Raw genomic sequence first — 26,226 nt, 5'->3', positions numbered from 1 at the left:
GTGGCCGCGCCCGGACGTGCCGGGCGCGGTCAGGCCCCGGAGTCCAGGGCTCGTCGGATCTCCCGCTCCTCGTCGTCACCGAGCCCGGCCCCCCGGGGCGTCTGGCGGGTCTCCTCCCAGGCGAGGGTGTCGCGCAGGGTGTCGACCACGGGCCGGGTCTGCAGCCCCGCCCCTCGTGCGCGGGTGGTGTCGAGCGCGGCGAACGAGCGCAGCGCCGGGTCGTCGATCCACAGCGGCATCGACCGCGGGCCCATCCAGGGGTGGACGCCGAGCTCGGCGAGCCGGGCGGGCGGCACCGGGCGGGCGGTCACCTGCGCACCGGCGACCTCCCGCGCCGCGTCGAGCACCTGCGTCAGCGGCACCACCGGCCCGGTCGCGTTGAAGGCGCCGTCCAGCCGCTGCTCCGCGGCGTCCACCAGCCACGCGGCCAGGTCGCGCACGTCGACGAAGGCGACGGGGAAGTCCGGGTCGTCCGGCACGAGGACGTCCGGCCCGGTGGGGTGGGCGAACCGCCAGGGCCAGTAGCCCACCCGGCCGGACCCGTCACCCGGCCCGGCGATGAGCCCGGCGCGCACCAGGGTGGCGGTGCCTCCCCGCCGGCCCATCTCCGAGACCACGGCCTGCTCGCAGGCGACCTTGGCCGGACCGTACTCCTCCATCGAGGACATGCTGTCCGCCTCGAGCGGCTCCAGCAGCGGGTCCGCCTCGGTCGGCGGCCGGCTCGTCGCCCCCTCCTCCGGCGGGGCGTAGACGTTGGCGGTCGAGACGAAGACCCAGTGCGGCGTGTCCAGCTCGGCGACCGCCCGCCGCACCTGCCCGGGCTGGCGCGAGACGTCGATGACGGCGTCCCACCGCTGCTCACGCACGGGCGCCAGCCCGCCCGCCTCGTCCCGGTCGCCGCGCGCGAAGCGCACGCCCTCCGGCGCGGGGGCGGTCCCCCGGGCGAGGCAGGTGACCTCGTGGCCGCGGCGGACCGCCTCGGTCGCGGTCGCGTGGGACAGGAAGGCGGTGCCGCCGAGCAGGAGGATGCGCATACCGCAGGTCTACCACCGGCGGGATCGGCCGCGTCAGCCCGCGGCGTCGCGCGCGGACCTACCCCTCGCCCGGCTCCGGGCCGAGCTCGATGACCGAGTGCACGTTGCCGGCCGGGTCGGTGAACCACGCGATGAGAGGGCCGTCGCCGCTCATGACGCCGAGGTCGTCCTGCGGCATGCCGTCGTAGCGCAGGAACTCGACCCCGCGGTCGGCGAGCGCCCGCACCGTGCCCCGGACGTCGTCGGTGGGGAAGTTCAGGACGGTGTAGCTCGCCGGCTGGTGGGCCTCCCCCTTGGGGTAGACGAGCACCCGTCGCGGCCCGAGCACCAGCCACAGCATCCCCATCGGCTCGTCGTCGCGCTCGACGGGGACACCGAGGACGTCGCGGTAGAACGCCTGGGCGGCGTCCACGTCGTCGACGGAGAAGCCGTTGAAGACGTGGTCGAGGTCGGTGAGGGGTGCGGTGGCGTCGGTGTCCATGGGGGTATGACCGCCCACGCCGACCGGAGTCATCGGCCCGGGCGGGGCGACGGGCACGTCATACCTGACAGCGCTGTTATATTAGCGCTGTGACATCGACCGACCCCACGCGCAGCAGCCGGCTGCGGCAGCTCTTCGAGGTGCTCGCCAGCATGGACGCGGCGATCAACGAGGCCTACCGAGAGCGCGGCCAGGGGCAGGTGCGCAGCCGCTTCGTGCTGCCGCTCGTGCGGTTGGCCCACCTCGGCCCGATGACCATCACCCAGCTCGCGGGCGAGCTCGACCGGACCCACTCCGCACTCTCGCAGACGATCACCCAGATGCGTCAGGCCGACCTCGTGACCAGCGAGGCGGGGGAGGACGGCCGCACCCGCGTGGTGACCCTGACCGATCGCGGGCGGGCCCTCGTCCCGCTGGCCGAGGCCGAGTGGCGCGCGACCGAGGCGGCGGTCGCCGAGCTCGAGGAGGAGCTGCCGTACGCCCTGAGCCGGGTCGCCGCGGACGTGGCCGAGGCGCTCGGGCGCCGGTCCTTCGCCGAGCGGCTGGAGGACCACCTCCGGGGTGACCAGGGATGACGTCGCCCGCCACCACTCTCGACGCCCGGTGGGTGAGGTGAGGGGCCGGGGCGCCTTCCTCGACCTGACGCCGCTGCGGATCAGCGCGGCCTACCGCCGGCTCTGGGCCGGCGGGGCGCTCTCGGGGCTGGGGCACCAGGTCGCCGTCGTCGCCGTGCTCTTCCAGGTGTGGGAGATGACGCGCAGCCCGTTCTGGGTGGCCGCGATCGGCATCGCCCAGGCGGTGCCGATGATCGTGCTGGGCCTGGTCGGGGGCCCGCTGGCCGACGTCCTGGACCGTCGTCGGGTGGCGCTGGCCGCGACCGGCGGGCAGGCGGTCGCCGCGCTCGCGCTCGGCGCCCAGCTGGTGCTGGGCTTCTACCCCCTGCCGCTGCTGCTGGCCCTGCTCAGCGTCCAGACCGGCTGCAACGCCCTGGGGGCGCCGTCGCGCCGCACCTTCATCACCCGGCTCATGCCCCGCGAGCAGGTGGCCGCGGGGATCGCCCTGCACATGATCAGCTTCCAGGGCGCCATGATGGTCGGTCCCGCGGTCGGCGGCCTGCTGCTGGGCGTCGCCTCACCGGCGGTCTGCTACCTCGTCAACGCCGCCGCGTTGAGCATCAGCTGGTGGACCGTCCGCTCGCTGCCGCCGATGCCGCCGGAGCGCCACGCGCCGGTGGGCGCGCAGGCGGCGACGGGGACCGGCCCCGGACGAGGGACGGACCACGGGCGGGCGCGGACGGCATACCCCCGGACGCGCACCAGCCCGCTCGCCCGGTTGCGCCGCCGCACGGGCACCGCGCTGGTCATGCTGGGCGAGGGCGTGCACCAGGTGCGGCGCGACCCGGTGCTGCGCGGGTCGTTCCTGCTGGACCTCGCCGCGACGCTGCTGGCCTTCCCGGTCGCGCTCTTCCCCATGGTCAACCAGGAGCTCTTCGGCGGCGACCCGCGCACCCTCGGCCTCTTCCTCACCTGCGTCGCCATCGGCGGGGTCGGTGCGGGCCTCGCCTCCGGGCTGGTCACCCGCCGCACCCGGCTGGGCGTGGTCCAGCTCGTGGCGGTGGCGGTCTGGGGCCTGGCGCTGCTCGGCTTCGGGCTCGCCGCGCTCGGCGGGCTGGCCTGGGCGGCGCTGGCGACCCTCGTGGTGGCCGGCGCGGCGGACACGGTCTCGGTGACCAGCCGGGCCGCCATGGTGCAGCTCGCGACGCCGGACAGCCACCTGGGCCGGGTGTCGTCCGTGGAGCACGTCATCGGCGTGTCCGGCCCGGACATCGGCAACGCCCGCGCCGGGCTCGTCGCCGGGCTGACGACCCCGGCCTGGTCGGCGCTGCTCGGGGCGCTCGGCTGCCTCGCCGTGGGTGCCTGGGTCGCGCTCACGCACCGCGAGGTGGCGGCCTTCCGGGTCGGCGACTGAGGCACCCGACCTGACTCGGGCAGGCCGCGCCTCGAGCGCGGCCCACACGCGGCCAGCCGCTCAGCGCCAGCCGAGGTCCTTCGCGACGGCCAGGACGTTCTCGATGACGTGGGCGCAGTAGTCGACGCCCAGCTGGTTGGGGACCGTGAGCAGCAGGGTGTCGGCGGCCGCGATCGCCTCGTCGGCGGCCAGCTGCCGGGCCAGCTCGTCGGGCTCGGCGGCGTAGGTCTTGCCGAAGGTCGACCGCGAGCCGTCGATGACGCCCACCTGGTCGGTGCTGCGCCGCTCCATCCCGAAGTAGGCGTGGTCGCGCTCGTCCACCAGCGGGAAGATGCTGCGCGAGACCGACGTCCGCGGGGTGCCGGTGTGCCCGGCCGCCCGCCACGCCTCGTGGAAGACGTGGATCTGCTCGGCCTGCAGCTGGTGGAAGGGCACGCCCGCGTCCTCGGTGAGCAGCGTCGAGCTCATGAGGTTCATGCCCTGCGTGCCCGCCCACTCGGCGGTCGCGCGGGTCCCGGCGCCCCACCAGATGCGCTCGCGCAGGCCCTCGCTGTGCGGCTCGACGCGCAGCAGCCCCGGGGGGTTGGGGAACATCGGGCGCGGGCTCGGCTGGGCGAAGCCCTCGCCGGAGAGCACCTCGAGGAAGCGCGCGGTGTGCCGCCGCGCCATGTCGGCGTCGCTCTCCCCCTCGGCGGGGTGGTGGCCGAAGTGGCGGTAGCCCTCGACCACCTGCTCGGGGCTGCCCCGGGAGATGCCGAGCTGCAGCCGGCCGCCGGAGATGAGGTCGGCCGCACCGGCGTCCTCGGCCATGTAGAGCGGGTTCTCGTAGCGCATGTCGATGACGCCGGTCCCGATCTCGACGCGCTTCGTGCGCGCGCCCACCGCGGCCAGCAGCGGGAACGGCGAGGCCAGCTGCCGGGCGAAGTGGTGCACGCGGTAGTACGCGCCGTCCGCGCCCAGCTCCTCCGCCGCGACCCCCAGGTCGATCGACTGCAGGAGCACGTCGGAGGCCGACCGCGTCGCGGACTGCGGGTGCGGGGTCCAGTGGCCGAAGGAGAGGAAGCCGATGCGTTTCATGGACACGTCAACGACCTCGACCGCCCGGGGATTCCGCCGGTCAGCGCCGGGTGCGCCGGTCGCGGCGGCCGAGCCAGAGCGCCAGCCCGACGCCGGCGGCGGCGCCGAAGAGGTGCGAGAGCCACGAGACCCCCTGCTGGAGCGGCAGCACCCCCCAGATCATCGAGCCGTAGACCAGGATGACCAGCACCCCGAGCAGCGCCCGCCACAGGTGGTGGCTGACGAAGCCGTAGACGGCGAGGAACGCGGCATACCCGTAGACCACGCCGCTCGCGCCAATGTGCACGGTGCCCGGGGCGCCCAGCAGCCAGACGCCCAGACCGCTCACGAGCACCACACCGCCGGTGACGATCCACAGGTGGCGGGTGGTCAGCGCCAGGAGCGAGCCCAGCACGAGGAGCGCGACGGTGTTGGCCATGAGGTGCCCGAACCCCAGGTGCAGGAACGGGCTCAGCACGATGCCGGGCAGCGAGCCGAGGTCGCGCGGCCGGATCCCGAACTGGTCCAGGCTGAGCGGCAGCACCAGGTCGACGATCTCGGTGAGCCACATGAGCGCCACCAGCAGCAGGACGGGGATGACGCGCCGCACCGTCGCGGGGGCGTCGCGGCGCCAGGTGGCCGGGCTCGAGGTGCTCACCCCGTCAGTATCCCCCAGGGGACCCTCGGACGGTAGGTTGCTGGACAGCGCACTGAACATACGTTTAACATGCTGAACATGCGTTCAGACCTGACGCCGAAGGCACGGATCCGGGACGCGGCGCTGCGCCTCTTCGCCGAGGAGGGCTTCGACGCGGTGACGGTGCGCCGGATCGCCGCCGCGGCGGAGGTCTCGCCGGCCCTGGTGCTGCACCACTACGGATCGAAGGAAGGGCTCCGGGCGGCGTGCGACGAGCACATCCTCGCCCTCACCGAGGAGCTGATGCCCACGCCCGAGGAGCCCGCCGCGACGGCGAGCCCCTCGGCCGCGGCGGCCTTCGACGCATCGGCCGAGGCAAAGTTCGGGTCCTTCGCCGAGGTCTTCCCGGACGACTCACCGGTCCTGCCCTACCTGCGCCGCATGCTGCTCACCGACGACGAGCGCGCCCGCGAGGTGCTGCGGGGGTGGCACCGGATGACCGTCGACCTGCTGACCATGTGGCGCGACGCCGGGGTCCTCGACCCCGGGCCGGACCCGGAGGTCCGGGCGGCGCTGCTGCTCGCCATGGACCTCGGCGGGGTGCTGCTGCGCGACCCGCTCACCGAGCTGCTCGGCTTCGACCCCCTCGGGTCCGGCGGCATCGACCGGTGGGGGCGCGACGCCTACTCCTTCTTCTCCCTCATGCTCACCGACCCACCCGCACCGGAAGGACGCCCGTCATGACCACCTCCTCGGACCGCCTCGTCGAGATCTCCGGGCTGCGCAAGACCTTCGGCCCGGTGACGGCCCTGGACGGCCTCGACCTCGTCGTCGAGCGCGGCGAGGTGCACGGCTTCCTCGGCCCGAACGGCGCCGGCAAGTCCACGACCCTCCGCGTCCTGCTCGGTCTCGTGCGCGCCGACGGCGGCACCGCGCGCCTCTTCGGCGGCGACCCCTGGGCCGATGCGGTCGAGCTGCACTCCCGGCTGGCCTACGTCCCCGGGGACGTCACGCTCTGGCCCGGCCTGAGCGGCGGCCAGTGCATCGACATCCTCGCCCGCGCCCACGGGCGGATCGAGGAGTCCCGTCGCGCCGAGCTCGTGGAGCGCTTCGACCTGGACCCGACCAGGCGCGCCCGGGACTACTCCAAGGGCAACCGGCAGAAGGTCTCGCTCGTCGCGGCGCTCGCCACCGACGCCGAGCTGCTGGTGCTCGACGAGCCGACGTCGGGTCTCGACCCGCTCATGGAGGAGGTCTTCCAGCAGGTCGTGCGGGAGCGCCGCGAGCAGGGCACCACCGTGCTGCTCTCCAGCCACGTCCTGGGGGAGGTCGAGGCGCTCGCCGACCGTGTCTCCATCATCCGGGCCGGTCGGACGGTGACGACCGGCACCCTCACCGACCTGCGACGGCATACCCACTCCGCCGTGCGCGCCGTGACCGACCGTGCGCCGCGGCTCGAGGGGATGCCGGGGGTGGGTGACGTCGAGACCGGCGCGGACGACCAGGGCCGCACCGAGGTGGTGGCGTCCGTCCAGCCGGACGCCGTCGATCAGCTCGTCGGCGCGCTCCACGACGCCGGGATCCACGCCCTCACGATCACCCCGCCCAGCCTGGACGACCTCTTCCTGCGCGCCTACGCCGGCCACGACGAGAGGGTGGCCGCGCGATGAGCGCCGCGGCCGGCACCGGCACGATGACCGGGATCGCGCTGCGCACCGGCTGGCGGACGCTGCTCACCTGGGTCGTCGGCCTGGTCGCGGTCATGGTGATGACCGGGTCGTCGATCAGCGCCCTCTACGACACCCCCCAGAAGGTCGCGGGGTATGCCGACAGCCTCGGCGGTGACGCCCTCGCCGTCATCAACGGCCGGGTGGCCGGGCTGGACACGCTGGGCGGGGTCCTGGCCAACGAGTTCGGCTTCGTCCTGTCCTTCGCCGTCCCGGTCATGGCGATCGCGCTGACCGCCCGCCACACCCGACGGGAGGAGGAGACCGGGAGGCTCGAGCTGCTGCTGGCCGCGCGGATCGGTCGGCACGCCCCGTTGGCGGCGGCGGTGCTGCTCGTCAGCGCGGCGACGGTCGTCATGGGGGTGGGGGTCGGCGCGGCCATGGTGCCCTTCGGCGCCGAGGCCGCGGGTGCGCTGCGCTACGGGTTGGCGGTCGCGGGGCTCGGCCTGGTCTTCGTGGGCGTGACCGCGGTGGCCGCCCAGGTGGTGGGGCACGCCCGGGCCGTCTGGGGGATCGGCCTCGCGGTGACCCTGGTGTCCTTCCTGGTCCGCGGGGTCGGGGCGCTGCGCGAGGGCGCGTTGGTCTGGGCCGGCCCGCACGCCTGGGTCGACGAGGTCCGGGCCTTCGGCGAGGACGCCCGGTGGTGGCCGCTGGCCCTGCCGGTGGCGCTCTGGGCCGGGCTGGTGGCGCTGGCCTTCGGGCTGCGCAGCCGGCGCGACGTCGGCGGCGCCCTGCTCCGGCCGCGTCGCGCGCACCCCCGGGCGTCGGCGGCCCTGCAGACCCCGCTCGGGCTGGCCTGGCACCAGCAGCGGACCGTGGTCGCGGGCTGGGCCCTGGGCGCCGCCGCCCTCATGGCGGTCTTCGGGTCCCTGGCCCAGGAGATCGTCGACGCGGTGCTCGACAACCCCGCGCTCGGCGAGTTCTTCGGGGCCGGCCCGGCGGCCCGGGGCCGGGCGACGGACCTCGTGCTGCCGCCGATGATGTCGACCTTCCTCGTCCTGCTGGCCCTCCTGGTGACGGCCTACGTCCTCGTGGGCGTGGGGTCCTGGCGCCGCGAGGAGGAGAGCGCCCGGCTGGAGGTCGAGCTGTCCGCCCCTCGCTCGCGTGCCGCGTGGCTCGGCCCACGCGTGCTCGTGGTGGCGCTGGGCGCCGTCGGGGTCGGTGCCGTCGGGGCTCTCGCCCTGGGGTGGAGCGCCGCGGCCGCGCTGGAGGACGGGACGTGGCTGGGTGAGGTGCTCGGTGCGGCCGCGGCGCACCTCCCCGCCGTCGTGGTCTTCCTCGGGCTGGGCGCGGCCCTCTTCGGCTGGCTCCCCCGGGCCACGGCGGTGGGCTGGGTGGTCTTCTCGGTGGCGGCGGTCCTGGCCTACCTCGGTCCGGGCCTCGGCCTGCCGTCCTGGCTCCTCGACGCCACGCCCTTCCTCGCGGTGGGCACCGACGTGGTGGGGGAGGGCCCGCAGCGGAGCGGGCTGGCCGTCCTCTCGGTGCTCGGACTCGGCCTGCTCGCGGCCGGTCTCGTCGGACTCCGGCGCCGCGACGTCCCGGTCGGCTGACCTACCGACGGGGCCAGGGTCAGGAGAACCGCCACTGGGTGGTGGAGGCGTAGGTCTGGCCCGGCTCCAGCACCACCGACGGGAAGCCTGGCTGGTTCACCGCGTCGGGGTAGGCCTGGGTCTCCAGCGCGATCCCGGCCCGCGGCCGGTAGGCGACCCCCTGCGGCCCGGTGACCCTGCCGTCGAAGTGGGCCCCGGCATACACCTGCACCCCGGACCGGTCGCTCCAGACCTCCAGCCGGCGGCCCGAGCCGCCGACGAGCACGGCGTGCCGCCGCAGGCCCTCACCCGGCACGACGAGGTGGTGGTCGAAGCCCTGGCCGATGGTCAGCTGCTCGTCGTCGACGGCCAGCACCTCGCCGAGGACGACGGGGCGGCGCAGGTCGAAGGGGGAGCCGGCGACGTCGCGCACCTCGCCGGTCGGGATCTGGTCCGGGCGCACGGGAAGGTAGGTGTCGGCGTCGACCTGCAGGGTGTGGTCCAGCACGTCGCCACGACCCTCCCCGTCGAGGTTCCAGTAGCTGTGGTTCGTCAGGCTGACCGGCGTCGACGCCGAGGTCGTGGCGCGGTGCTCGACGGTGAGGCGACCGGGGGCGACGGCATACCGCACCTCGACCTCGACCTCGCCGGGGAACCCCTGGTCGCCGTCCGGGGAGGTGAGCGACCACGTGGCGTGGTCCTCGGACGCCTCGACGAGGGTCCACTCGCGCCGGTCGAAGCCCTCCGGCCCGCCGTGCAGCGCGTGCGGCTCGTCCGGGTCGAGCGGCACCTCCACCGCGCGGTCCCCGAGGTGGAACCGCCCGCCGTCGATGCGGTTGGCGACCCGCCCGATCGTCGCGCCCTGGAAGTCGCGGACCTCGCGGTAGGCCGACAGGTCGCCGTGGCCGAGGACGACGTCGACCGGGCCGTCCCCGTGCCCGTCGGTGAGCTCCACCCGGGCGAGGGCCGCGCCGGTGCCGACGAGGTCGACGCGGATGCCGGGCGCGCTGAGGGTGACGGTGGTGGGGCCGGGGTGGTGCTCGGGCATGCGGCTCCTCGGGAGGTCGTGGTGGTGACGGGTGGGGCGGGTGGGCGAGAGACTACCGGGGGGTCGCCTCCGCGAGGTCGCGCAGCGTGCGCAGCTGCCGGCGCATCATGAGCAGGTCGCCCCAGGCCAGGGCGCCCGCCCGCCACCGCGCGAGCCGGCTGGCACCGCCCGGCAGCCGGAGCACGGCGACGAGGCGGGAGCGGCCGGGCGGGTCCGGCACCACCCGGTAGGACACCCAGACCTGCCCGAACAGCCGCGTGCCGAGGCCCTCGCGGGTCCGGATCGTCAGCTCGACCCCGGGGTCGACGTCGACGACGGTGAAGACTGTCATGACCCGCTGCCCCGGCTCGACCGGGCCCAGGTGGTGGGCCAGCACCCGGGGCGAGCGGCGGCCGAGGTTGTCGAGCCAGTCGTAGCTGTACGGCGCCAGCCGCAGGTTGCCCAGCCAGGCCCACACCGTCCCGGGGGGTGCCGCCACCCCGACCGCGCGCACCAGGCGCCCGGGCCCCACCTCGTGCCCCCGGCGCCCGGGCGCGGTCGACGGCGCGTCGACCAGCCGGTCGCAGGCATACCCCGTCGTGACCTCGGCCTCCGTCGCCCCCCAGACCCACGGTAGGCGACCGGCCCGGGCGCGGGCGACGTCGTCACCTCCGGTCACGGGTGGCCTCCTCTCAGGGCAGCGGCGCGGGCGCCTGCGGCCCGACGTACTCCGCCGCCGGCCGGATGATGCGCGGGTCGCCCGACTGCTCCAGGATATGGGCGCCCCACCCCACGATCCGGGCGGTCGCGAAGGTCGGGGTGAACATCTCCCGCGGGATGCCGCACTGCTCCATGACGACGCCCGCGTAGTACTCGACGTTGGTGTGCAGCTCGCGCCCGGGCTTGAGCTCGGCCAGGGCGTCGACCACCTCGCGCTCCACCTGCACGGCCAGCTCGGCGAGCGGCCCGCCGAGCTGCTGCGCGTGCTCGCGCAGCAGGACCGCACGGGGGTCCACGGTCCGGTAGACGGCGTGCCCGAAGCCCATGATCCGCTCGCCGGCGGCGACCCGCTCGCGCACCCACTCCCGCGCCCGGTCCGGGGTGCCGATCTCGTCGAGGGAGTCCAGCGCCCGGTCGGGGGCACCGCCGTGCAGCGGCCCGGAGAACGTCCCGATCGCACCGCACACGGCAGAGACGACGTCGGCCCCGGCGGAGGTCACCACGCGGGCGGTGAAGGTCGACGCGCTGAAGCCGTGGTCGACGGTGCTGACGAGGTATGCCGTCACCGCAGCCGCGTGCTCGGGCGCCGGTTCCTCGCCGGTGAGCATCCACAGCCAGCTGCCGCCGGCGCCGAGCTCGGGGCGCGGCTCGAGGGGAGGCAGACCCGCGCGCAGGCGGAAGAGCGCCGCCTGCAGCGCCGGCACGACCCCGACGAGCCGGACGACGCCGGCCCGCACCTGCTCGCGGCCGGCGCCGTAGGTGGCCGGGAACTCCTCCACCGAGCCGAGCAGGGAGACCGCCGTGCGCAGCCGGGCCAGCGAGCCGCGGTCGGGCCCGGAGCGGGCGATCGCCAGCAGCTGCTCGAGCAGCGCGTGCGGCAGGGTCGACGCGGCGGCCAGCTCGGCGACGAAAGACGCGGACTCCTGCTCGTCAGGCAGGTGGCCCTCGAGCATGAGGTGCGCGACGTCCTCGAAGCTGCGGTGCCGGGCGAGGTCCACGGCGGAGTACTCCCGGAAGTGGTAGAAGCCCTCCTGGCCCCGGACGTCCCCGGTCTCGGTGCGGGCGACGACCAGGCCCTTGAGGCCGGGTGGGGCGATCTGCGTGCTCATGCGCCGAGCGTGCCGCTAGGGTTGATGCCGTGTCAACGTTGATCGAGTCAACATGAGCGGGGAGATCACCACCGCCCAGGTGGCCGACTACCTCGGGGTCAAGACGCAGACCGTGTACGCCTACGTCAGCCGCGGGGTGCTCTCGCCGCTGCGGCGCGAGCCCGGCGCCGGCAGCGTCTTCGCGCTCGCGGACGTGCAGGCGCTGGGGGCCGGGCGGTCCGGCCGACGTGCCTCCTCCCGGGCCACCAGCGACGACGTCCGCACGGCGATCACCCAGGTGGGAGCGGGCACCCTGTCCTACCGCGGCCACGACGTGCACGACCTCGTCGGGCTCCCCTTCGAGGAGGTCCGCGACCTGCTGACCGGGGTGGGCGGGGAGTCCGCGCCGACGGTGCCGGCGTCGCCGCGGGGGTCCGTCGACGCGGTCATGGCCGCGCTGCCGCCGGGGACGCGGGTGCTCGACCGGTGCAAGCATGCGGTCCTCGTGGCCGGGGCGGGTGACCTGGGGCGGCACGACCGCAGCCCCGGGGCGTTCGCCACGGCCGGGGCCCGGTCGGCGGCGGCCATGGCGGCGGCGGTGGGCGCCGCCCTCGGCGGGGCCGGGGAGGCGGGGGAGGGGACCCGAGGGGCGGGGGCGCCGACCCGCGACAGGGGCGACGGGCCCGGTGACGGGGCTCTCGCCCCGGTGCTGGCGTCATACCTCGGGCTGCCGGTCGACCTCGTCGACCTGGCCCTGGTCCTGCTCGCCGACCACGACCTCGCGGTGTCGACGACCGCGGTGCGGGTGGCGGTGTCCGCGGGTGCCGACGGCTACTCCGCGCTGCTGGCCGGGCTGGCCGCCGCGGACAGCCCGGTGCACGTCGGGGCCTCGGTGCAGGCGCTGGACTGGCTGCGCGGCGCGGTCCAGGACCCTCGCGGCGCGCTCGCCGCGGCGCTCGCCGAGGGGCCCCCGCCGGGCTTCGGGCACGTGGTCTACACCGAGGTCGACCCGCGCGCCCGGCTGCTGCTGGACCGGGTGCTGCCCGGGGCCGGCGACGACCTCGCCGACGCGGTCGCGCTGCTCGAGGGCGAGCTGGCCGAGCGGCGCGGCTGGGTGCTCAACGTCGACCTCGCCCTGGCCGCGCTCGTGCTCGCCCACGACCTGCCGCGGGAGGCGGGGTCGGCGGTCTTCGCGTGCGCGCGCACCGCGGGGTGGACGGCGCACGCGATCGAGGAGCTCGCCGAGCCCGGGATGCGGTTCCGGCTGCGTGGGGTCTACACCGGTCCGCGTCGCGGGTGACCGAGAGCGTGCCACGGCCTGCAGCACCACAGGCCTCGCCAGCACCATGGTGCGGGGATGTGCGCAGCAAGCAGGGAGATAGCACGCGCCGGGAGCGATATCCCCGCAGGGTGTGGCCCGTGTGATCCATGTGGCAGGTGGTTCTTGGGCTGGGAGCGAGAGGGAGGGCCGGTATGCTGGCCCCGGCGCCGCCGCAGCGCCCAGCCCGACCCGCCCCCAGCCGGCCGGTCACCCGGGCGGAGGGGAGCAGATCCTCGCGGCGAGACACGGCATACCTGTCGAGCACCGCACCAGGACCTGCCGCGGCTGGGGCGTGCGGTCCACGAAGGATGCGTGAGCCGACCATGACGACCTATGCCGACCTCAAGGCGCGGGTGCGCGAGCGGATGACCCGGACCGGCGAGACCTACACCGCCGCCCGCGCGGCGCTGCTCGCCGAGCCGCCCCCGCCGCATGCGCCTCGTGCCGACACCGAGCCGCCCCCGCCGCGTGCGCCTCGTGCCGACACCGAGCCGCCCCCGCTGCGCGCGCTGGTCGTCGAGACAGACCTCGCCGCCGACCGCGCCGTGGCCACCTTCGTCGACGGTGACCGGCTGCGCTCGATCCCCACCCGCCGCCGGCCCCGGGCCGCCGTGCTCATGCACCTGCTGCTGCGCTTCGAGCGGGGCCGGGAGTATGCCGAGCGCGAGGTCAACGCCCTCCTCGCCACCGCGCACGAGGACGTCGCGTCGCTGCGCCGCGAGCTCGTCGACTACCGGTGGCTGCAGCGGGCCGACGGCGTCTACCGCGTCGCCGACGAGCTGCCGGAACGCTTCCCGGCCGAGGCCCAGGAGGTGCCGTCCGACGAGGTGGCCCGCTTCGCCCGGGTGCCGCGCCACCGGGGCTGAGGGCGAGGTCGAGCCCCCGTGGCGACCCCACGGGGGCCAGCCCCCCGGGCGCCCGGGTGGAGTCCCTCTGGTCCCCGGCCCCGAGGCGGCCCAGCGTGGGGGACATGGCTTCCTCCCCCGCCCTCGTCCGCCCCCGTCAGCGCGGCTCGCCGGCGTCTGCGCCGGCCTCGGCCGCCGCTTCGGCATGAGCCCCACGCTCGTCCGGATCCTCTTCCTGCTCTCGATGCTGCTGCCGGGCCCGCAGATCCTGGCCTACCTGGTGCTGTGGGTCATCATGCCGTCCGAGTGAGCCGCACCCGGGCGGTGCCGGGATCGTCGTAGCCTGATCCTCGCCCGACCCCGACCCGTGAGGAGCCTCCCGTGCCCGTCTACCGCAAGGACGGCCGCTCCGTGCTGTTCATCCACGTGCCCAAGACCGGCGGCACCTCGGTCGAGCACCTCTTCCGGGCCAACGGCTGGGAGCAGGCCTTCTTCAGCGCGAGGTACGGCCGCGGCACCCTCAACCACCTCATGGTCTGCGGGCCCCAGCACCTGCACGGCGAGCCGCTGCAGCAGCTGTTCCGGCTCCAGCGCTTCGACCTCGTCTTCACGGTCGTGCGCGAGCCGGTCGCCCGGCTGCGCTCGGAGTACATCTGGCGGCACCGCAAGAAGGACGAGGTCGACCTGCGCGGGTCGGCGGTCGCGTCGTGGTTCCGCCGGTCGGTGCGCCGCTCCAGGACGAACCCCTACCTCTTCGACAACCACCTGCGCCCGCAGCACGAGTTCCTCGTGCCCGGCGCCGAGGTGCTGCGGCTGGAGGACGGGCTGGCCGAGGGGCTGCGGCGGCTGAGCGACGCGCACGAGCTGGGTCTCGAGGGCGGTCCGGAGCAGTTCAAGGACAGCTCCGCGGGGCCGCGCCGCTCCTCGGACGTCGAGATCTCGGCCGCCACCCGGCGCATGGTCCGCCGCTTCTACAAGCGCGACTTCAGCACCTTCGACTACCCGAGGCCCTGAGCCAGCTCTCGCGCCCCCAGCACCAGGCATACCGCGCAGACGAGCCAGAAGAGGACGATCCACAGCCCCGCCGGGAGCCGCGTCAGCCGCGCGAGCTGGTCGGCGTCGCTGCCCCGCTCGCCGCGCCGGCGGCGCTGCCGCTGCAGCTCGACGACCGAGCGCGGGGCGGCGAGCAGGAGCGACCAGACGACGAGGTAGGCCACCGCCGAGAGCATCCGCCCGCTCACCGACCAGGAGAGCAGGGCGACGCTGGCGCCGGTCGCGAGCACGACCCACAGCCCGTAGAGGTTGCGGATGAGCACGAGCATGAGCGCGCAGGTGAGGACGAGCGCCCAGAGCAGGCCCGCGGCATACCCCGCCCCCAGGAGGAAGGCCCCGGCCAGCCCCACCAGCGCGGGCGCCGGGTAGCCGGCGAGGACGGTCGCGACCATCCCCGGTCCGCGCGGGCGGCCGCGGGAGACGGTGACGCCGGAGGTGTCCGAGTGCAGCTGGACCCCCGTGAGCCGCCGGCCGACGAGCGCCGCCACCAGCGCGTGCCCAGCCTCGTGGACCAGGGTGACGAGGTGGCGGACGAGGCGGTAGCCGGCCGGGCTCCAGGTGAGCGCCAGCGCCACGGCGCCCAGCAGCAGGCTGACCGGCCAGGTCAGCGGCGGCTGGGTCGTGGTGGCACGGTCCCACAGGTCGAGGAGCACGGCACGAGCCTGCCAGGTGCGGCTGGGCGCTTGCGGGGAACGCGGGGCAGGGCCAGCATGAGAGAGGTGCGGACGGTATGCCGCACGAGGGGAGCGACGACCGCTCCCGTCCGCCGGCCTACCGCGGTCGCACCCGGGTGCGCCGTCCGGCGCGCCGTCAGCGGACAAAGGAGTCGAGCGCCATGGCACAAGGGAATCGCGTCGTCGTCTACAAGGGACCCGGGGAGGTGGCCGTCGATTCGGTCGACTACCCCAAGCTCGAGATCCCGGGCGAGGTGGCCGACCACTTCGGCATCGCCAAGGCGGCACCGCACGCGGTGATCCTCAAGCTGGTCACCACCAACATCTGCGGCTCCGACCAGCACATGGTGCGCGGCCGCACCACCGCCCCGGTCGGGCAGAGCCTCGGCCACGAGATCACCGGCGAGGTGGTCGAGAAGGGCGAGGACGTGCTCTTCGTCGACGAGGGCGACATCTGCTCGGTGCCGTTCAACATCGCCTGCGGGCGCTGCCGGATGTGCAACGCCGGTCACACCGGCGTGTGCCTCAACGTCAACCCGGCCCGCGCCGGCGCGGCGTACGGCTACGTCGACATGGGCGGCTGGATCGGCGGGCAGGCGGAGTACGTCATGATCCCCTACGCCGACTTCAACCTGCTGAAGTTCCCCGACCGGGACCAGGCGCTGGAGAAGATCCTCGACCTGACGATGCTCTCCGACATCTTCCCGACCGGCTACCACGGCGCCTACACCGCCGGGGTCACCACCGGGTCGACGGTCTACGTCGCGGGGGCCGGCCCGGTGGGCCTGGCGGCCGCGCACGGCGCGCAGCTGCTCGGTGCGGCGGTGGTCATGGTCGGTGACATGAACCCCGAGCGGCTGAGGCAGGCGGAGAGCTTCGGGTGCGTCGGGATCGACCTGAGCACCGACGGCACCCTCGTCGAGAAGATCGAGCAGGTCGTCGGGGAGCCCGAGGTCGACGCGGCCGTCGACGCGGTGGGCTTCGAGGCGCGCGGTCACGGTCAGGGCGCCGACGAGGCGCCCGCCACCGTGCTCAACGACGCCATGACGGTCACCCGCGCGGCCGGCGGGATCGGCATACCGGGGCTCTACGTCACCGGCGACCCCGGTGCCGTCGACGACGCCGCCAAGGAGGGCACCCTCGGGGTGCGGCTGGGCCTGGGCTGGGCCAAGTCGCAGCACTTCACGACGGGTCAGTGCCCGGTCAAGCGCTACAACCGGCAGCTGATGAACATGATCCTGCACGACCGGGCGCACATCGCGAAGGCCGTCAACGCCCAGACGATCAGCCTGGACGACGCGCCGCGCGGCTACGCCGAGTTCGACCAGGGCGCGGCGACGAAGTTCGTCATCGACCCGCACGGCATGGTCGCCTGAGCGGAGCGACGCACCGGCCCTCGTGGCGGACACCCGTTGTCCGCCGCGAGGGCTAGCGTCGCGGTCATGAACACCTCACCCGTGTGGGAGCCGCCGCGCACCGGAGACGAGACCGCGCACCTGCTGGGTGCGCTCGACCGGCAGCGGATGACCTTCTGGTGGAAGGCCGAGGGTCTGGACGCCGCCGGGCTGCGGACCCGGGTCGGGGCCTCCTCGCTGACCCTCGGCGGTCTGCTCAAGCACCTCGCCGGCGTGGAGGCGGTCGCCGGCACGTGGCGGCTGGACGGCTCCTCGCCCGGCAGCCCGTGGGCGGAGGTCGACTGGCAGGCCACGCCGTCCTGGGACTTCGACAGCGCCGCGGACGACCCGCCGGAGGAGCTCTACGCGCGCTACGTGCAGGCGGTCGCCACGACCCGCGGCCGGCACCGCGAGGCGATCGCCGCCGACGGCCTGGACCGGATCATCTCCTGGGGCGAGGAGTTCGGGATCGAGCTCAGCCTGCGCCGGATGCTGTTCGACCTGCTCGAGGAGTACGGACGCCACACCGGTCACGCCGACCTGCTCCGGGAGGCGGTCGACGGCCGGGTCGGCGAGGACCCGCCCGAGGACTGGTCGCCACCCGCGGCGTGGACGTGAGCGGCGGCATACTCGTCCCATGGGGTATGACGCGGGGCTGGCGCAGCGGATCCGGGACCTCCTGGCGGACGAGCCCGGGGTGGTCGAGCGGCGGATGTTCGGCGGGCTCGCCTTCCTCGTCGCCGGTCACATGGCGGTGGCGGCGACCGGGGGCGAGGGCGTGATGGTCCACGTCGACGAGGCGCTCGCCGACGACCTGGTGGGCCGGGACGGGCTGGAGCGCATGGTCATGCGCGGCCGTCCGATGCGCGAGTGGGTGCACGCCGACGGGGCGGGGGAGGGTGTCGCGGACGAGCTGCTCGCCGAGCTGGTCGCCCTCGGGGTGGCCCGGGCGCGGGCCCAGCCGCCGACGCCGTGAGCGTGCACCGGCTCTCCCGCCGCGACGCCCGCCGGGTCGCCGTGCGCGCCCAGCTGCTCACCCGGCAGCGCCCGGGTGACGTCGTCGAGACCGTCCGCGAGCTCACGCTGCTGCAGATCGACCCGGTCAAGGCCGTGGCCCCCGCGCACCACCTCGTGCTGTGGAGCCGGCTGGGCAGCGCCTACGACACCGGCGAGCTGGACCGGCGGCTGGCCGACCGGACGTTCGTCGAGCTGCTCGGCTTCGTCCGGCCCGCCGAGGACGTCGCCCTGTGGCGTGCCGAGATGGAGGCGTGGCCGGCGCCGTCGCGGCGGGACGGCACGCTGCGTCCCTGGCAGGAGGGGCTGGCCCGCTGGGTCGAGGCCAACGACCGCGGGCGCCGCGACATCCTGGCCCACCTGGCGGCCGAGGGCCCGACCCCCACCGGCGCCCTGCCGGACTCGACCGAGGTGGCGTGGCGCTCCAGCGGGTGGACCGACGACAAGAACGTCCAGCGGCTGCTCGACCTCATGGTCGCCCGGGGCGAGGTCGCCGTCTCCGGCCGCGCGGGCGGCCAGCGGCTCTGGGACGTCGCCGGGCGGGTCTATCCCGACGTCCCCGCGGTCCCGCTGGAGCAGGCGCGGGCCGAGCTGGACGAGCGGCGCCTGGCCGCGCTGGGGCTGCTGCGCGCCCGCGGCCCGGAGTGCCCCACGGAGCCGGCCGACGCCCGGGCCGCGGGCGAGGAGGCGGAGGTCGACGGGGTGCGGGGCAGCTGGCGGGTGCACCCGGCATACCTCGGACCGGTCGAGACCTTCGCCGGTCGCGCCGCGCTGCTCTGCCCGATCGACCGGCTGGTCTTCGACCGCGACCGGATGGCCGAGCTCTTCGGGTTCGACTACGTCCTGGAGATGTACAAGCCGAAGGCGCAGCGCAGGTTCGGCTACTACGCGCTGCGTGTCCTCGACGGCGACCAGCTCGTCGGCAAGCTGGACGCCACCGCCGATCGTCGTCGCGGGGTCCTGCGCGTCGACGCGCTGCACGAGGACGGGGCGTGGAGCGCCGCCCGACGGGACCGCGTGCTCTCCGAGATCCACGACCTGGCCGAGTGGCTGGGCCTGGAGGTCGGCCTGCCGGCCCACCTGGGCGGCTGACGCCGACGCGGGCGCAGCACGGCGACGGCGGCCGCCTCGACGTCTCCCGCCGCACGCCCACGGGCCGCGCGCCAGGAGTAGCATCGCGGTGCCGCCGGTGGGGGCGGGGCCCACCGGTCCACCACCGCCGGGGCGGCAGGGCGCGACCGGGCCCTGCGCGACCACGAGCCGGCGAGGGATGAGCAGCGATGACCGACACGCAGACCGACGACCCCCGGACCACCACCACGCCCAGCAGGCTCGTCGAGCGCCTCGACCAGGGTCCGGTGATCTGCGCCGAGGGGTTCCTCTTCGAGCTCGAGCGCCGCGGCTACCTCACCGCGGGGGAGTTCGTCCCCGAGGTGGCGCTGGAGTTCCCCGACGCGCTGCGCACGCTGCACCGCGACTTTCAGCGCGCCGGCAGCGACATCGTCGAGGCCTTCACCTACAACGGCCACCGCGAGAAGATGCGGGTCATCGGCAAGGAGGAGCTGCTCGAGCCGCTCAACCGGGCCGCGCTGCAGATCGCCCGCGAGGTCGCCGACGAGAAGCCCGGCGACCTCGTGGCCGGAAACATCTCCAACAGCAACGTCTGGGACCCGGACAGCCCGGACGCCCAGCGCGAGGTGCGCGCGATGTTCGAGGAGATGGTCGGCTGGGCGGTGGAGGAGGGCGCCGACCTCATCATCGGCGAGACCTTCTACTACGCCGGCGAGGCCGAGGCCGCCCTCGAGATCGCCCGGGCCAGCGGGCTGCCCGTGGTGCTCACCGTCGCGCCCATGGCGGGCGAGGAGATGCGCGACGGGGTCGGCATCGTCGAGGTGTGCCAGCGGCTGGAGCAGGGGGGTGCCGACGTCGTGGGCATGAACTGCTTCCGCGGCCCGGCCACGATGCTGCCCTGGCTGCGGCAGATCCGGGAGGCCGTGAGCTGCCACGTCGCCGCGCTGCCGGTGCCCTACCGCACGACCGAGGCCGAGCCGACGTTCTTCAACCTCACCGACGACAACGGCGTCCTGGTGCCCTCGCCGCACGGCCGCACCTTCCCGACGGCCCTGGACCCGCTCGCGTGCAACCGCTACGAGGTCGGTGCCTTCGCCGCAGAGGCCTTCGCGCTCGGCATCACCTACCTCGGCGTGTGCTGCGGGGCCTCCCCGATGCTCATCCGCCAGGTGGCCGAGGCGGTCGGGCGGGAGACCGAGGCCAGCCGCTTCTCGGAGAAGATGCAGAACCACTTCATGTACGGCGACAACGCCCGGCTCCCCGAGCACATCCGGGGCCTCGGCGACTCCGCCTGAGAGCCCGGGTCTCGCTGCGGCCGGGGCCCGGGGCGGGTGGTCTCTCGCCGCGGCTGGCGGCCTCGCCGGCGGCCGGGGACCGACGCGCCGCCTGAGCAGAGAAACCCTCCTGCCGCAGGGGTTGCGGCCCCCGAGTGGGCCCTGCTTCTCTGCTCAGGCGGGGAGGGCCAGGGGGTTGCACGATAGGTAATCACATGGTTACCTATCTGCATGGACGCGTATGCCGCTCTCGCCGACCCCGTGCGGCGCTCGCTGCTCGAGCAGCTGGCGGACGAGGGTGCCTGCCGGGTGGTCGACCTCACGACCGGCCGTGGGATCTCCCGCCCCGCCGTGAGCCGCCACCTGCGGGTGCTCGGCGAGGCCGGCCTGGTGCGGGCGCAGGAGGTCGGCCGCGAGCGGCACTACCGGCTCGAGGCCGCGCCGCTGAGGGAGGTCGTCGACTACGCGCGGCGGCTGGCCGACGCCCGGCCGGCCCCGCCGGTCGGTGAGCACGTCCTCGACGCCCTCGACCTCGAGGTGCGCCGCACGGTGCGCGAGCGCCGCCCGGGCGAGGCACCGCATACCCCCGCCACCGACGACACCGAGGAGACCGCATGATCACCGGAGCACCCGAGACCATCGACGGGCAGGAGCACCTGCTGCTGACCCGCACCTTCCGCGCGCCGGTCGCGGACGTGTGGGCGGCGGTGACCGAGAGTGAGCGGCTGGGGCGGTGGTTCGCCACCTGGACCGGCGACCCGAGCTCCGGCAAGGTGCGCCTGACCTGGGCCTACGAGGACGAGATGCCCACGGAGACCTACGTGATCGAGGTGTGCGAGGAGCCCACCCGGCTGCGGGTCCACAACGAGAACGACGACCCCGCCCAGGTGTGGACCCTCGACCTGCGCCTGTCCGAGGAGGCCGGCGTCACGACGCTGCGCTTCGCCCAGGTGCTCACCGACCGGTCGCTCGTGACCGGCGTGGGGCCGGGCTGGGAGTACTACCTCGACCGGCTCGAGGAGTCCGTGCGCACCGGGGAGACGGCGACCGTCGCCTGGGAGGGCTACCTCGACCTGAGCGGCGAGTATGCCGTGGCGTTCGGGCTCCCCGAGGGCGCCGGTCAGGCGACGACCAGGTAGAGCACGTAGGCCAGACCGAAGGCCATGAAGCCGACGGCGGTGGCGATGACCGACCAGGTCTTGAGGGTGGTGACGGTGTCGAAGCCGCAGAACCGTCCGATGAGCCAGAAGCCCGAGTCGTTGCCGTGCGCCACGAGCTGGGGCCGGGCTCCCCGGTGGTGCTGGGGGCGCAGAACGCGCACTGGGCGCCCGAGGGCGCCTGGACCGGCGAGATCTCGGTGCAGCAGGCCGAGGACGCCGGCGCCCGGCTCGTCGAGATCGGCCACTCCGAACGGCGTGAGCACTTCGGCGAGACCGACGAGACGGTGCGCAGGAAGGTCGCCGCCGTCCTGGAGCGAGGGCTGGTCCCCCTCCTCTGCGTCGGGGAGAGCGAGCAGGTCAAGCAGGCCGGCGGCTCGACGGACCACGTCCTGGGGCAGGTGGCCCGCGCCCTGGACGGTCTGGGCGAGGCGGACCTGGCCCGCGTGCTCATCGCCTACGAGCCCATCTGGGCGATCGGCGAGCACGGCCGGGCGGCGACCGTGGAGGAGCTGGCCGAGCCGTTCGCCGCGCTGGACCGTGAGCACGGCGCCGGGGTCCTCGGGCTGCTCTACGGCGGGTCGGTGGACGTCGGGAACGCCCCGGAGCTCCTCGGCATCGCCGGTGTCACCGGCCTGTTCGTCGGTCGCGCCGCCTGGGAGCTGGACGGCTACGTGCGGCTGCTCGAGATCGCCTCGCGGGTGGCCGAGGGCTGAGCCCGGCCGGGGCGGCCGGTGGGCTGGTCGTGCACCGGCGCACGGCCCGGTCCGGTCACCCGGTCAGGGCGCTGCCGATGCCCTCCAGCTCGTCGACGACGGTGCGGACCGCGAGCCGGGCGTAGCGGTCGGGCCGGCACAGGGCCACGACGGCACGCCGCGCCGGGACGCCGACGAGGGGGCGGAGCACGACGTGCTCGTCGGTCGGTGTGGTGAAGCGCGGCAGCAGCGCCAGTCCCACCCCGCGGGCGACGAGCGAGCGGATGAGGGGGTTGTCGCGCAGCCGCTGGACGCGGTGCAGCGGCTGCCCGGTGAGGGCCTCGGCGGCCAGCAGGATCGTGTCGAACGGGTAGCCCTCGGGCACGCCGATCCAGGTGGTGCCGACGAGGTCGCCGGGGGTGAGGGTGTCCCGGTCGGCGAGCGGGTGGCCGGCCGGCAGCGCGACGTCGATGGGCTCCCGGGCGAGCACCCGCGAGGTCAGCTGCTCGGCCCCCGTGGGCACGTCGCCACGCAGGCTGTGGGCGATGACGACGTCGGCGTCGAGGGTGCGGGTGGCGAAGTCCGCCTCGGCGAGGTCGAAGTCGTCGAGGGACAGCTCGATCGCGCTGCCGGCCAGGGCGTCGACGAGGTCGGGCAGCAGCGCCTCCCCGGCACTGGGGAGGGTGCCGATGCTGACCCGCCCCCGGGGTTCCCCACGAGCCGCGTCCAGGCGCGCCTGCACCTGGGCGTGGGCACGGCATACCTCGTCCGCGGCGTCCGCGAGCAGCTGCCCCGCGGCGGTCAGCCGCAACCCGCGCCCGACCGGCTCGACCAGGGTGACGCCCATGTCCCGCTCGGCGGTGCGCAGCTGCTGGGAGAGCGCGGAGGGCGTGCGGTGGGTCGCGGCGGCGACGGCGGCGAGGGTGCCGCGCACCGACAGCTCGCGGAGCAGCTCCAGGTGTCGGACGTCCATGAAGCCAGCCTAAGTAGTCACGTCATGAAGAGTCGCTAGACCTTTCCGGTTGTCGCGCACAGACTCGGAGGTATGCCGCTGCGCCACACCCTCCTCGCCGTCCTGGTCGCAGCGCTCTGGGGGCTGAACTTCCTGGCCATCCACGCCTCGCTGGAGCACTTCCCGCCGCTGTTCCTCGTCGCGCTGCGCTTCGCGGTGCTGGCGGTGCCGACCCTCCTGCTGGTGCCCCGGCCGCAGGTGCCGGTGCGGTGGCTGGTGGGCTACGGGCTCGGGTTCGGGACGCTGCAGTTCGTCGGGCTCTACCTCGGGATGGCCGCGGGCTTCCCCGCCGGTCTGGCCTCGCTGGTGCTGCAGGCGTCCGCACCGTTCACCGTGCTGCTGGGGGTGCTGCTGCTGGGGGAGCGCCTCACCCCGCGCCGCGCGGTCGGCGTGGGCGTCGCGGTGCTGGGGCTGGTCGTCGTCGGGGCCAGCCGGGCCGACGGCAGCGCCGGGCAGCTCGTGCCCTTCCTGCTCGTCGTGCTCGGGGCGTTCGGGTGGGCGATCGGCAACCTCTCCAGCCGGCTCGCCGCCCCGCCGAACCCGTTGCACCTCACGCTGTGGATGTCGGTCGTGCCGCCGCTGCCGATGCTCGTCGTGTCGGTGCTGGTCGAGGGGCCGGGCCAGATCTGGGCCGCGCTCGCGACGTCCGGCACGGCGGCCGCGCTGCCGGCCTGGCTGGGCCTGACCTACACGGTCGTGCTCGGCACGGTCGTCGGCTCCGGGATCTGGGTGTGGCTCATGGCCCGCCACCCGGCCGGCGTCGTCGCACCCTTCTCGATGCTCGTGCCGGTCGTCGGCATCTCGGCGGCGTGGTGGGTGCTCGGCGAGCGGCCGACGGCGCTCGAGCTCGCCGGCGGGGCGCTCGTCGTGGGCGGCGTGCTCTGGGCGGCCCGGCGGGGTCGCCCCGAGCACGCCGCTGCCGGGCTGGCGCCCGCGGGGGTCGACGGCGACGGGGTGCCGGTCACGACGGCTTGCTCGCCACCCCGCGCGACCTGAGCAGAGGAAAGTGCTCGACGCAGGTGCTACATCCCCCGAGCGGGGAGCCCTTCTCTGCTCAGGACCCCGCCGGCCACGAGTGCCCTGGGCGAAAGGACCGCTGGCGAGCTCAGCTGGCGCCCGCGGGGCTCGCGTCTGGCTCAGGCGGAGGCGCGAGGGGGGAGGGGGAGCCGGCGGAGGACCAGCCAGGTCCCGGCGACGGTGAGGCCGAGGACGAGCAGCGACAGCGCCAGGGTCGGCACCGTCGGGAGTGCCGCCTGCACCTGCTCCAGCCAGCTGGGCGGACCTCCCGCGCCCTCACCGCGCAAGGTCACCGACCGGGTGAGGACGTCCTGGACGAAGAACGGCAGGCCCGCCGTCAGCGGGAGCAACAACGTCGCCCACCCGCCCCACCGGGCGAAGCTGGCGCCGACGAGCACACCGCACACCGCCCCGGTCAGGCAGACCAGGAACATCGCACCGAGCAGCACCCACCACGGTGCCGTCTGGAGGAAGAGGTCGACCCCGAGGGCCGACGCCACCAGCCCGAGCCCGACGCGGTCCAGCAGCGTCGTGGCGACGGCGAACACCACCGCCACGACCAGCGAGCTGACCAGCCCGGCCACCGTCACGGCTCGACGGGTGAAGCCGGCGTGGACGTAGTGACGCACCTGGGCACCGACGCCGATGACGAGCGCGGTGAACGCCACCCACGGCACCGTCGAGACGGTGGCGTAGTGCGTGATCTGGGCCACGAGATCCACGCCGCCGGCCGCCAGCCCGACGGCGGCCGCCCACGCGACGGCGAGCACGACCACGGTGCCGGCCGTGATGCCGAGGAGGCAGCGCAGGACGTACCGGGTCAGCCGCACCCAGGGCGCGACGGCCGTCGCCGCCACGGTGGCGCCACCGGGCGTCTCTCCGGGCGCTGCCTGCGCGGGTGCGTCCGCCGGCGCCGACCTCTGGGCGACGGAGGCGGTGGGTCGGCCCGGGCTGGTGGACGGTCCGGGGCTCGAGGGCGTGCTCATGCTGCGTCCTTGTCGCTCGTGAGGTGGATCAGGAGGTCCTGCAGCGGGACGGCGCCCAGCTGCAGGCCCTGGCGGTCGGCCTCGGTGACCCAGGCGGGGTGAGGTCGGCCCAGCACGGTGGCCTCGCGGGTCGGGCCGAGGTCGCGCCGGCCGACGACCCGCAGGTCCCGGGTCATCGCCTCGACGCGGTCGGCGCGGCCGGTGACGGTGGTGCCCTGGGCGCGCAGGTCGTCCGCCTCCTCCGAGAGGACCACCCGACCCCGGTGCAGGATCGTGACGGTCTCGAGCACGTGCTCGATCTCGTGGATGAGGTGGCTGGAGACGAGGATCGTCCGGGGGTGCTCGGCGAAGTCCGCCAGCAGCGCCTCGGTGAACTCCTGCCGCGTGGGGGCGTCCATGCCGAGGTGCACCTCGTCGAGCATGGTGAGCGGCGCGCGGCTGGCCAGGCCGAGGGTCGCCGCGACCGCGGACTGCTGCCCGCGGGAGAGACGGGCGAGGCGGCGGCCCCGCGGGATGTCGAACCGGTCGAGCAGGTGGTCGGCCAGGTCCCGGTCGAAGCGGGGGCGGCCCGTCTGGTGCAGGCGCAGGATGTCGCGGACCTTCAGGTCCGCCGCGAGGTCGCCGGTGGCCCGCATGAGGCACGTGTCCTGCATGAGGCTCTCGTCCTCGAAGGGGTCACGCCCGTCCAGGGCGACCGCCCCCGAGCTGGGCTGCTGGAAGCTCGCGAGGAGCGACAGCAGGGTGGTCTTGCCGGCGCCGTTGCGGCCGAGCAGGCCGTGGATGCGTCCCGGCGCGAGGTCGAGGGTGACGCCGTCGAGGGCGCGCGTGGCGCCATACCGGACGGTGGCGTCCCGGGTGGTCACGGAGAGGCCGGTCATCGGTCGTCCTCCTGGTCGAGGTGGGTGTGCAGGTATGCCGTCAGCTCGGCGGCGGTGATCCCGAGGGCGGCGGCCTCGCGCACGACGGGGGCGAGGCGCTCGTCGAAGAACGCCTCCCTCCGGGTGGCGCGCAACCGGCTCGTCGCGCCCTCGGCGACGAACATCCCGACGCCGCGCTGCTTGACGAGGACCTCCTCGGCGACCAGCTCGGCGAACGCCTTGGCGGCGGTGGCGGGGTTGATGCGGTAGGTCGTGGCGTACTGCGTGGTGGACATCACCTGGTTCCCCTCCTGCAGGGCGCCGGTGAGGATCTCCCCGCGGATCGCCTCGGCGATCTGCAGGTAGATGGGGTCCCGTCCGTCGAACATCAGCGCTCGCTTCTGTGGTTCATTACTTAACTAATGAACCACAGGACGTGGCGCGGCGTCAACCCTGGTCCGGTATGCGGCTCGCGCGTCCGGTGCGAGCTGGCCGCGCGTCCTGTGCGGCCCCGAGGCGCGTCCGGTGTGTGCTGACGACGCGTCCGGTGTGGGGAGGGGGGTGGGGGTGGAGGGCGACCCAACGACTT

The 26,226-nt window shown here is 74.8% G+C and carries 31 protein-coding genes; 18 read left to right on the top strand and 13 right to left on the bottom strand.

Going from position 1 to position 26,226, the window contains the following annotated elements:
• Positions 1–29: 29 nt before the first annotated feature.
• Both FHD63_RS15265 and FHD63_RS15260 read right to left on the bottom strand, forming a co-directional pair.
• On the bottom strand, positions 30–1,034 hold the full coding sequence (locus tag FHD63_RS15265; RefSeq protein ID WP_139722790.1) for an NAD-dependent epimerase/dehydratase family protein: 1,005 nt from the start codon (positions 1,032–1,034) through the stop codon (positions 30–32).
• A 58-nt stretch (positions 1,035–1,092) separates the two neighbouring features.
• Positions 1,093–1,515 (bottom strand): VOC family protein, encoded by a 423-nt coding sequence (locus FHD63_RS15260; RefSeq protein WP_139722789.1) that lies wholly within the window; start codon positions 1,513–1,515, stop codon positions 1,093–1,095.
• Between the two features lie 89 nt (positions 1,516–1,604).
• On the opposite strand from FHD63_RS15260, the gene FHD63_RS15255 reads away from it, so the two are divergent.
• Complete coding sequence (locus FHD63_RS15255) at positions 1,605–2,090, top strand: MarR family winged helix-turn-helix transcriptional regulator (protein ID WP_139722788.1); 486 nt, start codon at positions 1,605–1,607, stop codon at positions 2,088–2,090.
• A gap of 28 nt (positions 2,091–2,118) precedes the next feature.
• The gene (locus tag FHD63_RS15250) at positions 2,119–3,483 is read left to right on the top strand and encodes an MFS transporter (protein ID WP_139722787.1); all 1,365 of its coding nucleotides are present in this window, start codon (positions 2,119–2,121) and stop codon (positions 3,481–3,483) included.
• A 60-nt stretch (positions 3,484–3,543) separates the two neighbouring features.
• On the opposite strand, the gene FHD63_RS15245 is transcribed toward FHD63_RS15250, so the two are convergent.
• Both FHD63_RS15245 and FHD63_RS15240 read right to left on the bottom strand, forming a co-directional pair.
• On the bottom strand, positions 3,544–4,560 hold the full coding sequence (locus FHD63_RS15245) for an LLM class flavin-dependent oxidoreductase (protein ID WP_139723173.1): 1,017 nt from the start codon (positions 4,558–4,560) through the stop codon (positions 3,544–3,546).
• Positions 4,561–4,600: 40 nt separating this feature from the next.
• Complete coding sequence (locus FHD63_RS15240; protein ID WP_139722786.1) at positions 4,601–5,197, bottom strand: rhomboid family intramembrane serine protease; 597 nt, start codon at positions 5,195–5,197, stop codon at positions 4,601–4,603.
• 78 nt (positions 5,198–5,275) lie between these two features.
• On the opposite strand from FHD63_RS15240, the gene FHD63_RS15235 reads away from it, so the two are divergent.
• From FHD63_RS15235 to FHD63_RS15225, 3 genes are read left to right on the top strand one after another with little or no spacing between them, the layout of a single operon-like run.
• Positions 5,276–5,920: a TetR/AcrR family transcriptional regulator gene (locus tag FHD63_RS15235; protein ID WP_158296816.1), complete on the top strand. Its 645-nt coding sequence runs from the start codon at positions 5,276–5,278 to the stop codon at positions 5,918–5,920.
• Entirely contained in the window at positions 5,917–6,846 is a 930-nt protein-coding gene (locus tag FHD63_RS15230; protein WP_139722784.1) for an ABC transporter ATP-binding protein, read from the top strand. The genes FHD63_RS15235 and FHD63_RS15230 overlap by 4 nt, the downstream gene beginning before the upstream one ends.
• Complete coding sequence (locus FHD63_RS15225) at positions 6,843–8,453, top strand: ABC transporter permease (protein WP_139722783.1); 1,611 nt, start codon at positions 6,843–6,845, stop codon at positions 8,451–8,453. Before FHD63_RS15230 ends, FHD63_RS15225 begins: the two co-directional genes overlap by 4 nt.
• A 19-nt stretch (positions 8,454–8,472) precedes the next feature.
• On the opposite strand, the gene FHD63_RS15220 is transcribed toward FHD63_RS15225, so the two are convergent.
• The 3 genes from FHD63_RS15220 to FHD63_RS15210 are packed head-to-tail and all read right to left on the bottom strand — an operon-like array spanning position 8,473 to position 11,288.
• Positions 8,473–9,480 carry an aldose epimerase family protein gene (locus FHD63_RS15220; RefSeq protein WP_139722782.1) on the bottom strand — a complete coding sequence of 336 codons (1,008 nt, stop codon included), beginning with the start codon at positions 9,478–9,480 and terminating at the stop codon, positions 8,473–8,475.
• A 52-nt stretch (positions 9,481–9,532) separates the two neighbouring features.
• Positions 9,533–10,138: an SRPBCC family protein gene (locus FHD63_RS15215; RefSeq protein WP_139722781.1), complete on the bottom strand. Its 606-nt coding sequence runs from the start codon at positions 10,136–10,138 to the stop codon at positions 9,533–9,535.
• Positions 10,139–10,151: 13 nt separating this feature from the next.
• Positions 10,152–11,288 carry a citrate/2-methylcitrate synthase gene (locus FHD63_RS15210; protein ID WP_139722780.1) on the bottom strand — a complete coding sequence of 379 codons (1,137 nt, stop codon included), beginning with the start codon at positions 11,286–11,288 and terminating at the stop codon, positions 10,152–10,154.
• A gap of 52 nt (positions 11,289–11,340) precedes the next feature.
• Between FHD63_RS15210 and FHD63_RS15205 the strand changes: the two genes are divergently transcribed.
• The 4 genes from FHD63_RS15205 (at position 11,341) to FHD63_RS15190 (ending at position 14,447) form a co-directional block, all read left to right on the top strand.
• Positions 11,341–12,567 carry a citrate synthase gene (locus FHD63_RS15205; protein ID WP_139722779.1) on the top strand — a complete coding sequence of 409 codons (1,227 nt, stop codon included), beginning with the start codon at positions 11,341–11,343 and terminating at the stop codon, positions 12,565–12,567.
• A 344-nt stretch (positions 12,568–12,911) separates the two neighbouring features.
• Entirely contained in the window at positions 12,912–13,454 is a 543-nt protein-coding gene (locus FHD63_RS15200; protein ID WP_238705704.1) for a DUF2087 domain-containing protein, read from the top strand.
• A gap of 184 nt (positions 13,455–13,638) precedes the next feature.
• A complete protein-coding gene (locus FHD63_RS16770) occupies positions 13,639–13,743 on the top strand; it encodes a PspC domain-containing protein (protein WP_139722778.1) in 105 nt (34 codons plus the stop codon).
• A gap of 71 nt (positions 13,744–13,814) precedes the next feature.
• Complete coding sequence (locus FHD63_RS15190; RefSeq protein WP_139722777.1) at positions 13,815–14,447, top strand: sulfotransferase family 2 domain-containing protein; 633 nt, start codon at positions 13,815–13,817, stop codon at positions 14,445–14,447.
• Here FHD63_RS15190 and FHD63_RS15185 read toward each other — a convergent pair.
• Positions 14,432–15,139 (bottom strand): M50 family metallopeptidase, encoded by a 708-nt coding sequence (locus FHD63_RS15185; protein ID WP_139722776.1) that lies wholly within the window; start codon positions 15,137–15,139, stop codon positions 14,432–14,434. The two genes, FHD63_RS15190 and FHD63_RS15185, sit on opposite strands and share 16 nt — an antisense overlap.
• Positions 15,140–15,321: 182 nt before the next feature.
• On the opposite strand from FHD63_RS15185, the gene fdhA reads away from it, so the two are divergent.
• From fdhA to FHD63_RS15150, 7 genes are all read left to right on the top strand, one after another.
• Entirely contained in the window at positions 15,322–16,536 is a 1,215-nt protein-coding gene (gene fdhA / locus FHD63_RS15180) for a formaldehyde dehydrogenase, glutathione-independent (protein WP_139722775.1), read from the top strand.
• Positions 16,537–16,602: 66 nt separating this feature from the next.
• Positions 16,603–17,172, top strand: coding sequence for a mycothiol transferase (locus tag FHD63_RS15175; RefSeq protein ID WP_139722774.1), 570 nt, complete (start codon positions 16,603–16,605; stop codon positions 17,170–17,172).
• A 19-nt stretch (positions 17,173–17,191) separates the two neighbouring features.
• Positions 17,192–17,530, top strand: coding sequence for a TfoX/Sxy family protein (locus FHD63_RS15170; RefSeq protein WP_139722773.1), 339 nt, complete (start codon positions 17,192–17,194; stop codon positions 17,528–17,530).
• Complete coding sequence (locus FHD63_RS15165; protein WP_139722772.1) at positions 17,527–18,660, top strand: DNA glycosylase AlkZ-like family protein; 1,134 nt, start codon at positions 17,527–17,529, stop codon at positions 18,658–18,660. The genes FHD63_RS15170 and FHD63_RS15165 overlap by 4 nt, the downstream gene beginning before the upstream one ends.
• 188 nt (positions 18,661–18,848) lie before the next feature.
• Positions 18,849–19,934 (top strand): homocysteine S-methyltransferase family protein, encoded by a 1,086-nt coding sequence (locus tag FHD63_RS15160; protein ID WP_139722771.1) that lies wholly within the window; start codon positions 18,849–18,851, stop codon positions 19,932–19,934.
• 210 nt (positions 19,935–20,144) lie between these two features.
• Positions 20,145–20,531 carry an ArsR/SmtB family transcription factor gene (locus FHD63_RS15155; protein WP_139722770.1) on the top strand — a complete coding sequence of 129 codons (387 nt, stop codon included), beginning with the start codon at positions 20,145–20,147 and terminating at the stop codon, positions 20,529–20,531.
• Entirely contained in the window at positions 20,528–21,052 is a 525-nt protein-coding gene (locus FHD63_RS15150; RefSeq protein ID WP_139722769.1) for an SRPBCC domain-containing protein, read from the top strand. Before FHD63_RS15155 ends, FHD63_RS15150 begins: the two co-directional genes overlap by 4 nt.
• On the opposite strand, the gene FHD63_RS16765 is transcribed toward FHD63_RS15150, so the two are convergent.
• Positions 21,034–21,186, bottom strand: a complete 153-nt coding sequence (locus tag FHD63_RS16765; RefSeq protein ID WP_238705703.1) for a GntT/GntP/DsdX family permease — start codon at positions 21,184–21,186, stop codon at positions 21,034–21,036. The two genes, FHD63_RS15150 and FHD63_RS16765, sit on opposite strands and share 19 nt — an antisense overlap.
• On the opposite strand from FHD63_RS16765, the gene FHD63_RS15140 reads away from it, so the two are divergent.
• The gene (locus tag FHD63_RS15140; RefSeq protein WP_139722768.1) at positions 21,178–21,786 is read left to right on the top strand and encodes a triose-phosphate isomerase; all 609 of its coding nucleotides are present in this window, start codon (positions 21,178–21,180) and stop codon (positions 21,784–21,786) included. The two genes, FHD63_RS16765 and FHD63_RS15140, sit on opposite strands and share 9 nt — an antisense overlap.
• A gap of 55 nt (positions 21,787–21,841) precedes the next feature.
• On the opposite strand, the gene FHD63_RS15135 is transcribed toward FHD63_RS15140, so the two are convergent.
• Positions 21,842–22,738: a LysR family transcriptional regulator gene (locus tag FHD63_RS15135; RefSeq protein ID WP_139722767.1), complete on the bottom strand. Its 897-nt coding sequence runs from the start codon at positions 22,736–22,738 to the stop codon at positions 21,842–21,844.
• Positions 22,739–22,810: 72 nt separating this feature from the next.
• On the opposite strand from FHD63_RS15135, the gene FHD63_RS15130 reads away from it, so the two are divergent.
• Positions 22,811–23,773, top strand: coding sequence for an EamA family transporter (locus tag FHD63_RS15130; protein ID WP_139722766.1), 963 nt, complete (start codon positions 22,811–22,813; stop codon positions 23,771–23,773).
• 140 nt (positions 23,774–23,913) lie between these two features.
• Here FHD63_RS15130 and FHD63_RS15125 read toward each other — a convergent pair whose 3' ends face one another.
• From FHD63_RS15125 to FHD63_RS15115, 3 genes are read right to left on the bottom strand one after another with little or no spacing between them, the layout of a single operon-like run.
• Positions 23,914–24,780, bottom strand: coding sequence for a hypothetical protein (locus FHD63_RS15125; protein ID WP_139722765.1), 867 nt, complete (start codon positions 24,778–24,780; stop codon positions 23,914–23,916).
• Positions 24,777–25,658 (bottom strand): ATP-binding cassette domain-containing protein, encoded by an 882-nt coding sequence (locus tag FHD63_RS15120; RefSeq protein ID WP_139722764.1) that lies wholly within the window; start codon positions 25,656–25,658, stop codon positions 24,777–24,779. Before FHD63_RS15120 ends, FHD63_RS15125 begins: the two co-directional genes overlap by 4 nt.
• Entirely contained in the window at positions 25,655–26,026 is a 372-nt protein-coding gene (locus FHD63_RS15115; protein WP_139722763.1) for a GntR family transcriptional regulator, read from the bottom strand. Before FHD63_RS15115 ends, FHD63_RS15120 begins: the two co-directional genes overlap by 4 nt.
• Between the last annotated feature and the right edge of the window lie 200 nt (positions 26,027–26,226).

Source organism: Serinicoccus chungangensis (assembly GCF_006337125.1).
Classification (GTDB): domain Bacteria; phylum Actinomycetota; class Actinomycetes; order Actinomycetales; family Dermatophilaceae; genus Ornithinicoccus; species Ornithinicoccus chungangensis.
The sequence above is the reverse complement of the archived record's forward strand: the minus strand, read 5'-3'. Positions and strand labels throughout refer to the sequence as shown.

What these genes read in the sequence shown, in the direction of transcription:
- FHD63_RS15120 (WP_139722764.1), bottom strand. Translation starts at nt 25,658, where the DNA reads ATGACCGGCCTCTCCGTGACCACCCGGGACGCCACCGTCCGGTATGGC.
- FHD63_RS15125 (WP_139722765.1), bottom strand. Translation starts at nt 24,780, where the DNA reads ATGAGCACGCCCTCGAGCCCCGGACCGTCCACCAGCCCGGGCCGACCC.
- FHD63_RS15225 (WP_139722783.1), top strand. Translation starts at nt 6,843, where the DNA reads ATGAGCGCCGCGGCCGGCACCGGCACGATGACCGGGATCGCGCTGCGC.
- FHD63_RS15175 (WP_139722774.1), top strand. Translation starts at nt 16,603, where the DNA reads ATGAACACCTCACCCGTGTGGGAGCCGCCGCGCACCGGAGACGAGACC.
- FHD63_RS16770 (WP_139722778.1), top strand. Translation starts at nt 13,639, where the DNA reads ATGAGCCCCACGCTCGTCCGGATCCTCTTCCTGCTCTCGATGCTGCTG.
- FHD63_RS15265 (WP_139722790.1), bottom strand. Translation starts at nt 1,034, where the DNA reads ATGCGCATCCTCCTGCTCGGCGGCACCGCCTTCCTGTCCCACGCGACC.
- FHD63_RS15135 (WP_139722767.1), bottom strand. Translation starts at nt 22,738, where the DNA reads ATGGACGTCCGACACCTGGAGCTGCTCCGCGAGCTGTCGGTGCGCGGC.
- FHD63_RS15155 (WP_139722770.1), top strand. Translation starts at nt 20,145, where the DNA reads ATGGACGCGTATGCCGCTCTCGCCGACCCCGTGCGGCGCTCGCTGCTC.
- FHD63_RS15160 (WP_139722771.1), top strand. Translation starts at nt 18,849, where the DNA reads ATGACCGACACGCAGACCGACGACCCCCGGACCACCACCACGCCCAGC.
- FHD63_RS15130 (WP_139722766.1), top strand. Translation starts at nt 22,811, where the DNA reads ATGCCGCTGCGCCACACCCTCCTCGCCGTCCTGGTCGCAGCGCTCTGG.
- FHD63_RS15245 (WP_139723173.1), bottom strand. Translation starts at nt 4,560, where the DNA reads ATGAAACGCATCGGCTTCCTCTCCTTCGGCCACTGGACCCCGCACCCG.
- FHD63_RS15235 (WP_158296816.1), top strand. Translation starts at nt 5,276, where the DNA reads ATGCGTTCAGACCTGACGCCGAAGGCACGGATCCGGGACGCGGCGCTG.
- FHD63_RS15260 (WP_139722789.1), bottom strand. Translation starts at nt 1,515, where the DNA reads ATGGACACCGACGCCACCGCACCCCTCACCGACCTCGACCACGTCTTC.
- FHD63_RS15150 (WP_139722769.1), top strand. Translation starts at nt 20,528, where the DNA reads ATGATCACCGGAGCACCCGAGACCATCGACGGGCAGGAGCACCTGCTG.
- FHD63_RS15115 (WP_139722763.1), bottom strand. Translation starts at nt 26,026, where the DNA reads ATGTTCGACGGACGGGACCCCATCTACCTGCAGATCGCCGAGGCGATC.
- FHD63_RS15170 (WP_139722773.1), top strand. Translation starts at nt 17,192, where the DNA reads ATGGGGTATGACGCGGGGCTGGCGCAGCGGATCCGGGACCTCCTGGCG.
- FHD63_RS15200 (WP_238705704.1), top strand. Translation starts at nt 12,912, where the DNA reads ATGACGACCTATGCCGACCTCAAGGCGCGGGTGCGCGAGCGGATGACC.
- FHD63_RS15220 (WP_139722782.1), bottom strand. Translation starts at nt 9,480, where the DNA reads ATGCCCGAGCACCACCCCGGCCCCACCACCGTCACCCTCAGCGCGCCC.
- FHD63_RS15205 (WP_139722779.1), top strand. Translation starts at nt 11,341, where the DNA reads ATGAGCGGGGAGATCACCACCGCCCAGGTGGCCGACTACCTCGGGGTC.
- FHD63_RS15210 (WP_139722780.1), bottom strand. Translation starts at nt 11,288, where the DNA reads ATGAGCACGCAGATCGCCCCACCCGGCCTCAAGGGCCTGGTCGTCGCC.
- FHD63_RS15230 (WP_139722784.1), top strand. Translation starts at nt 5,917, where the DNA reads ATGACCACCTCCTCGGACCGCCTCGTCGAGATCTCCGGGCTGCGCAAG.
- fdhA (WP_139722775.1), top strand. Translation starts at nt 15,322, where the DNA reads ATGGCACAAGGGAATCGCGTCGTCGTCTACAAGGGACCCGGGGAGGTG.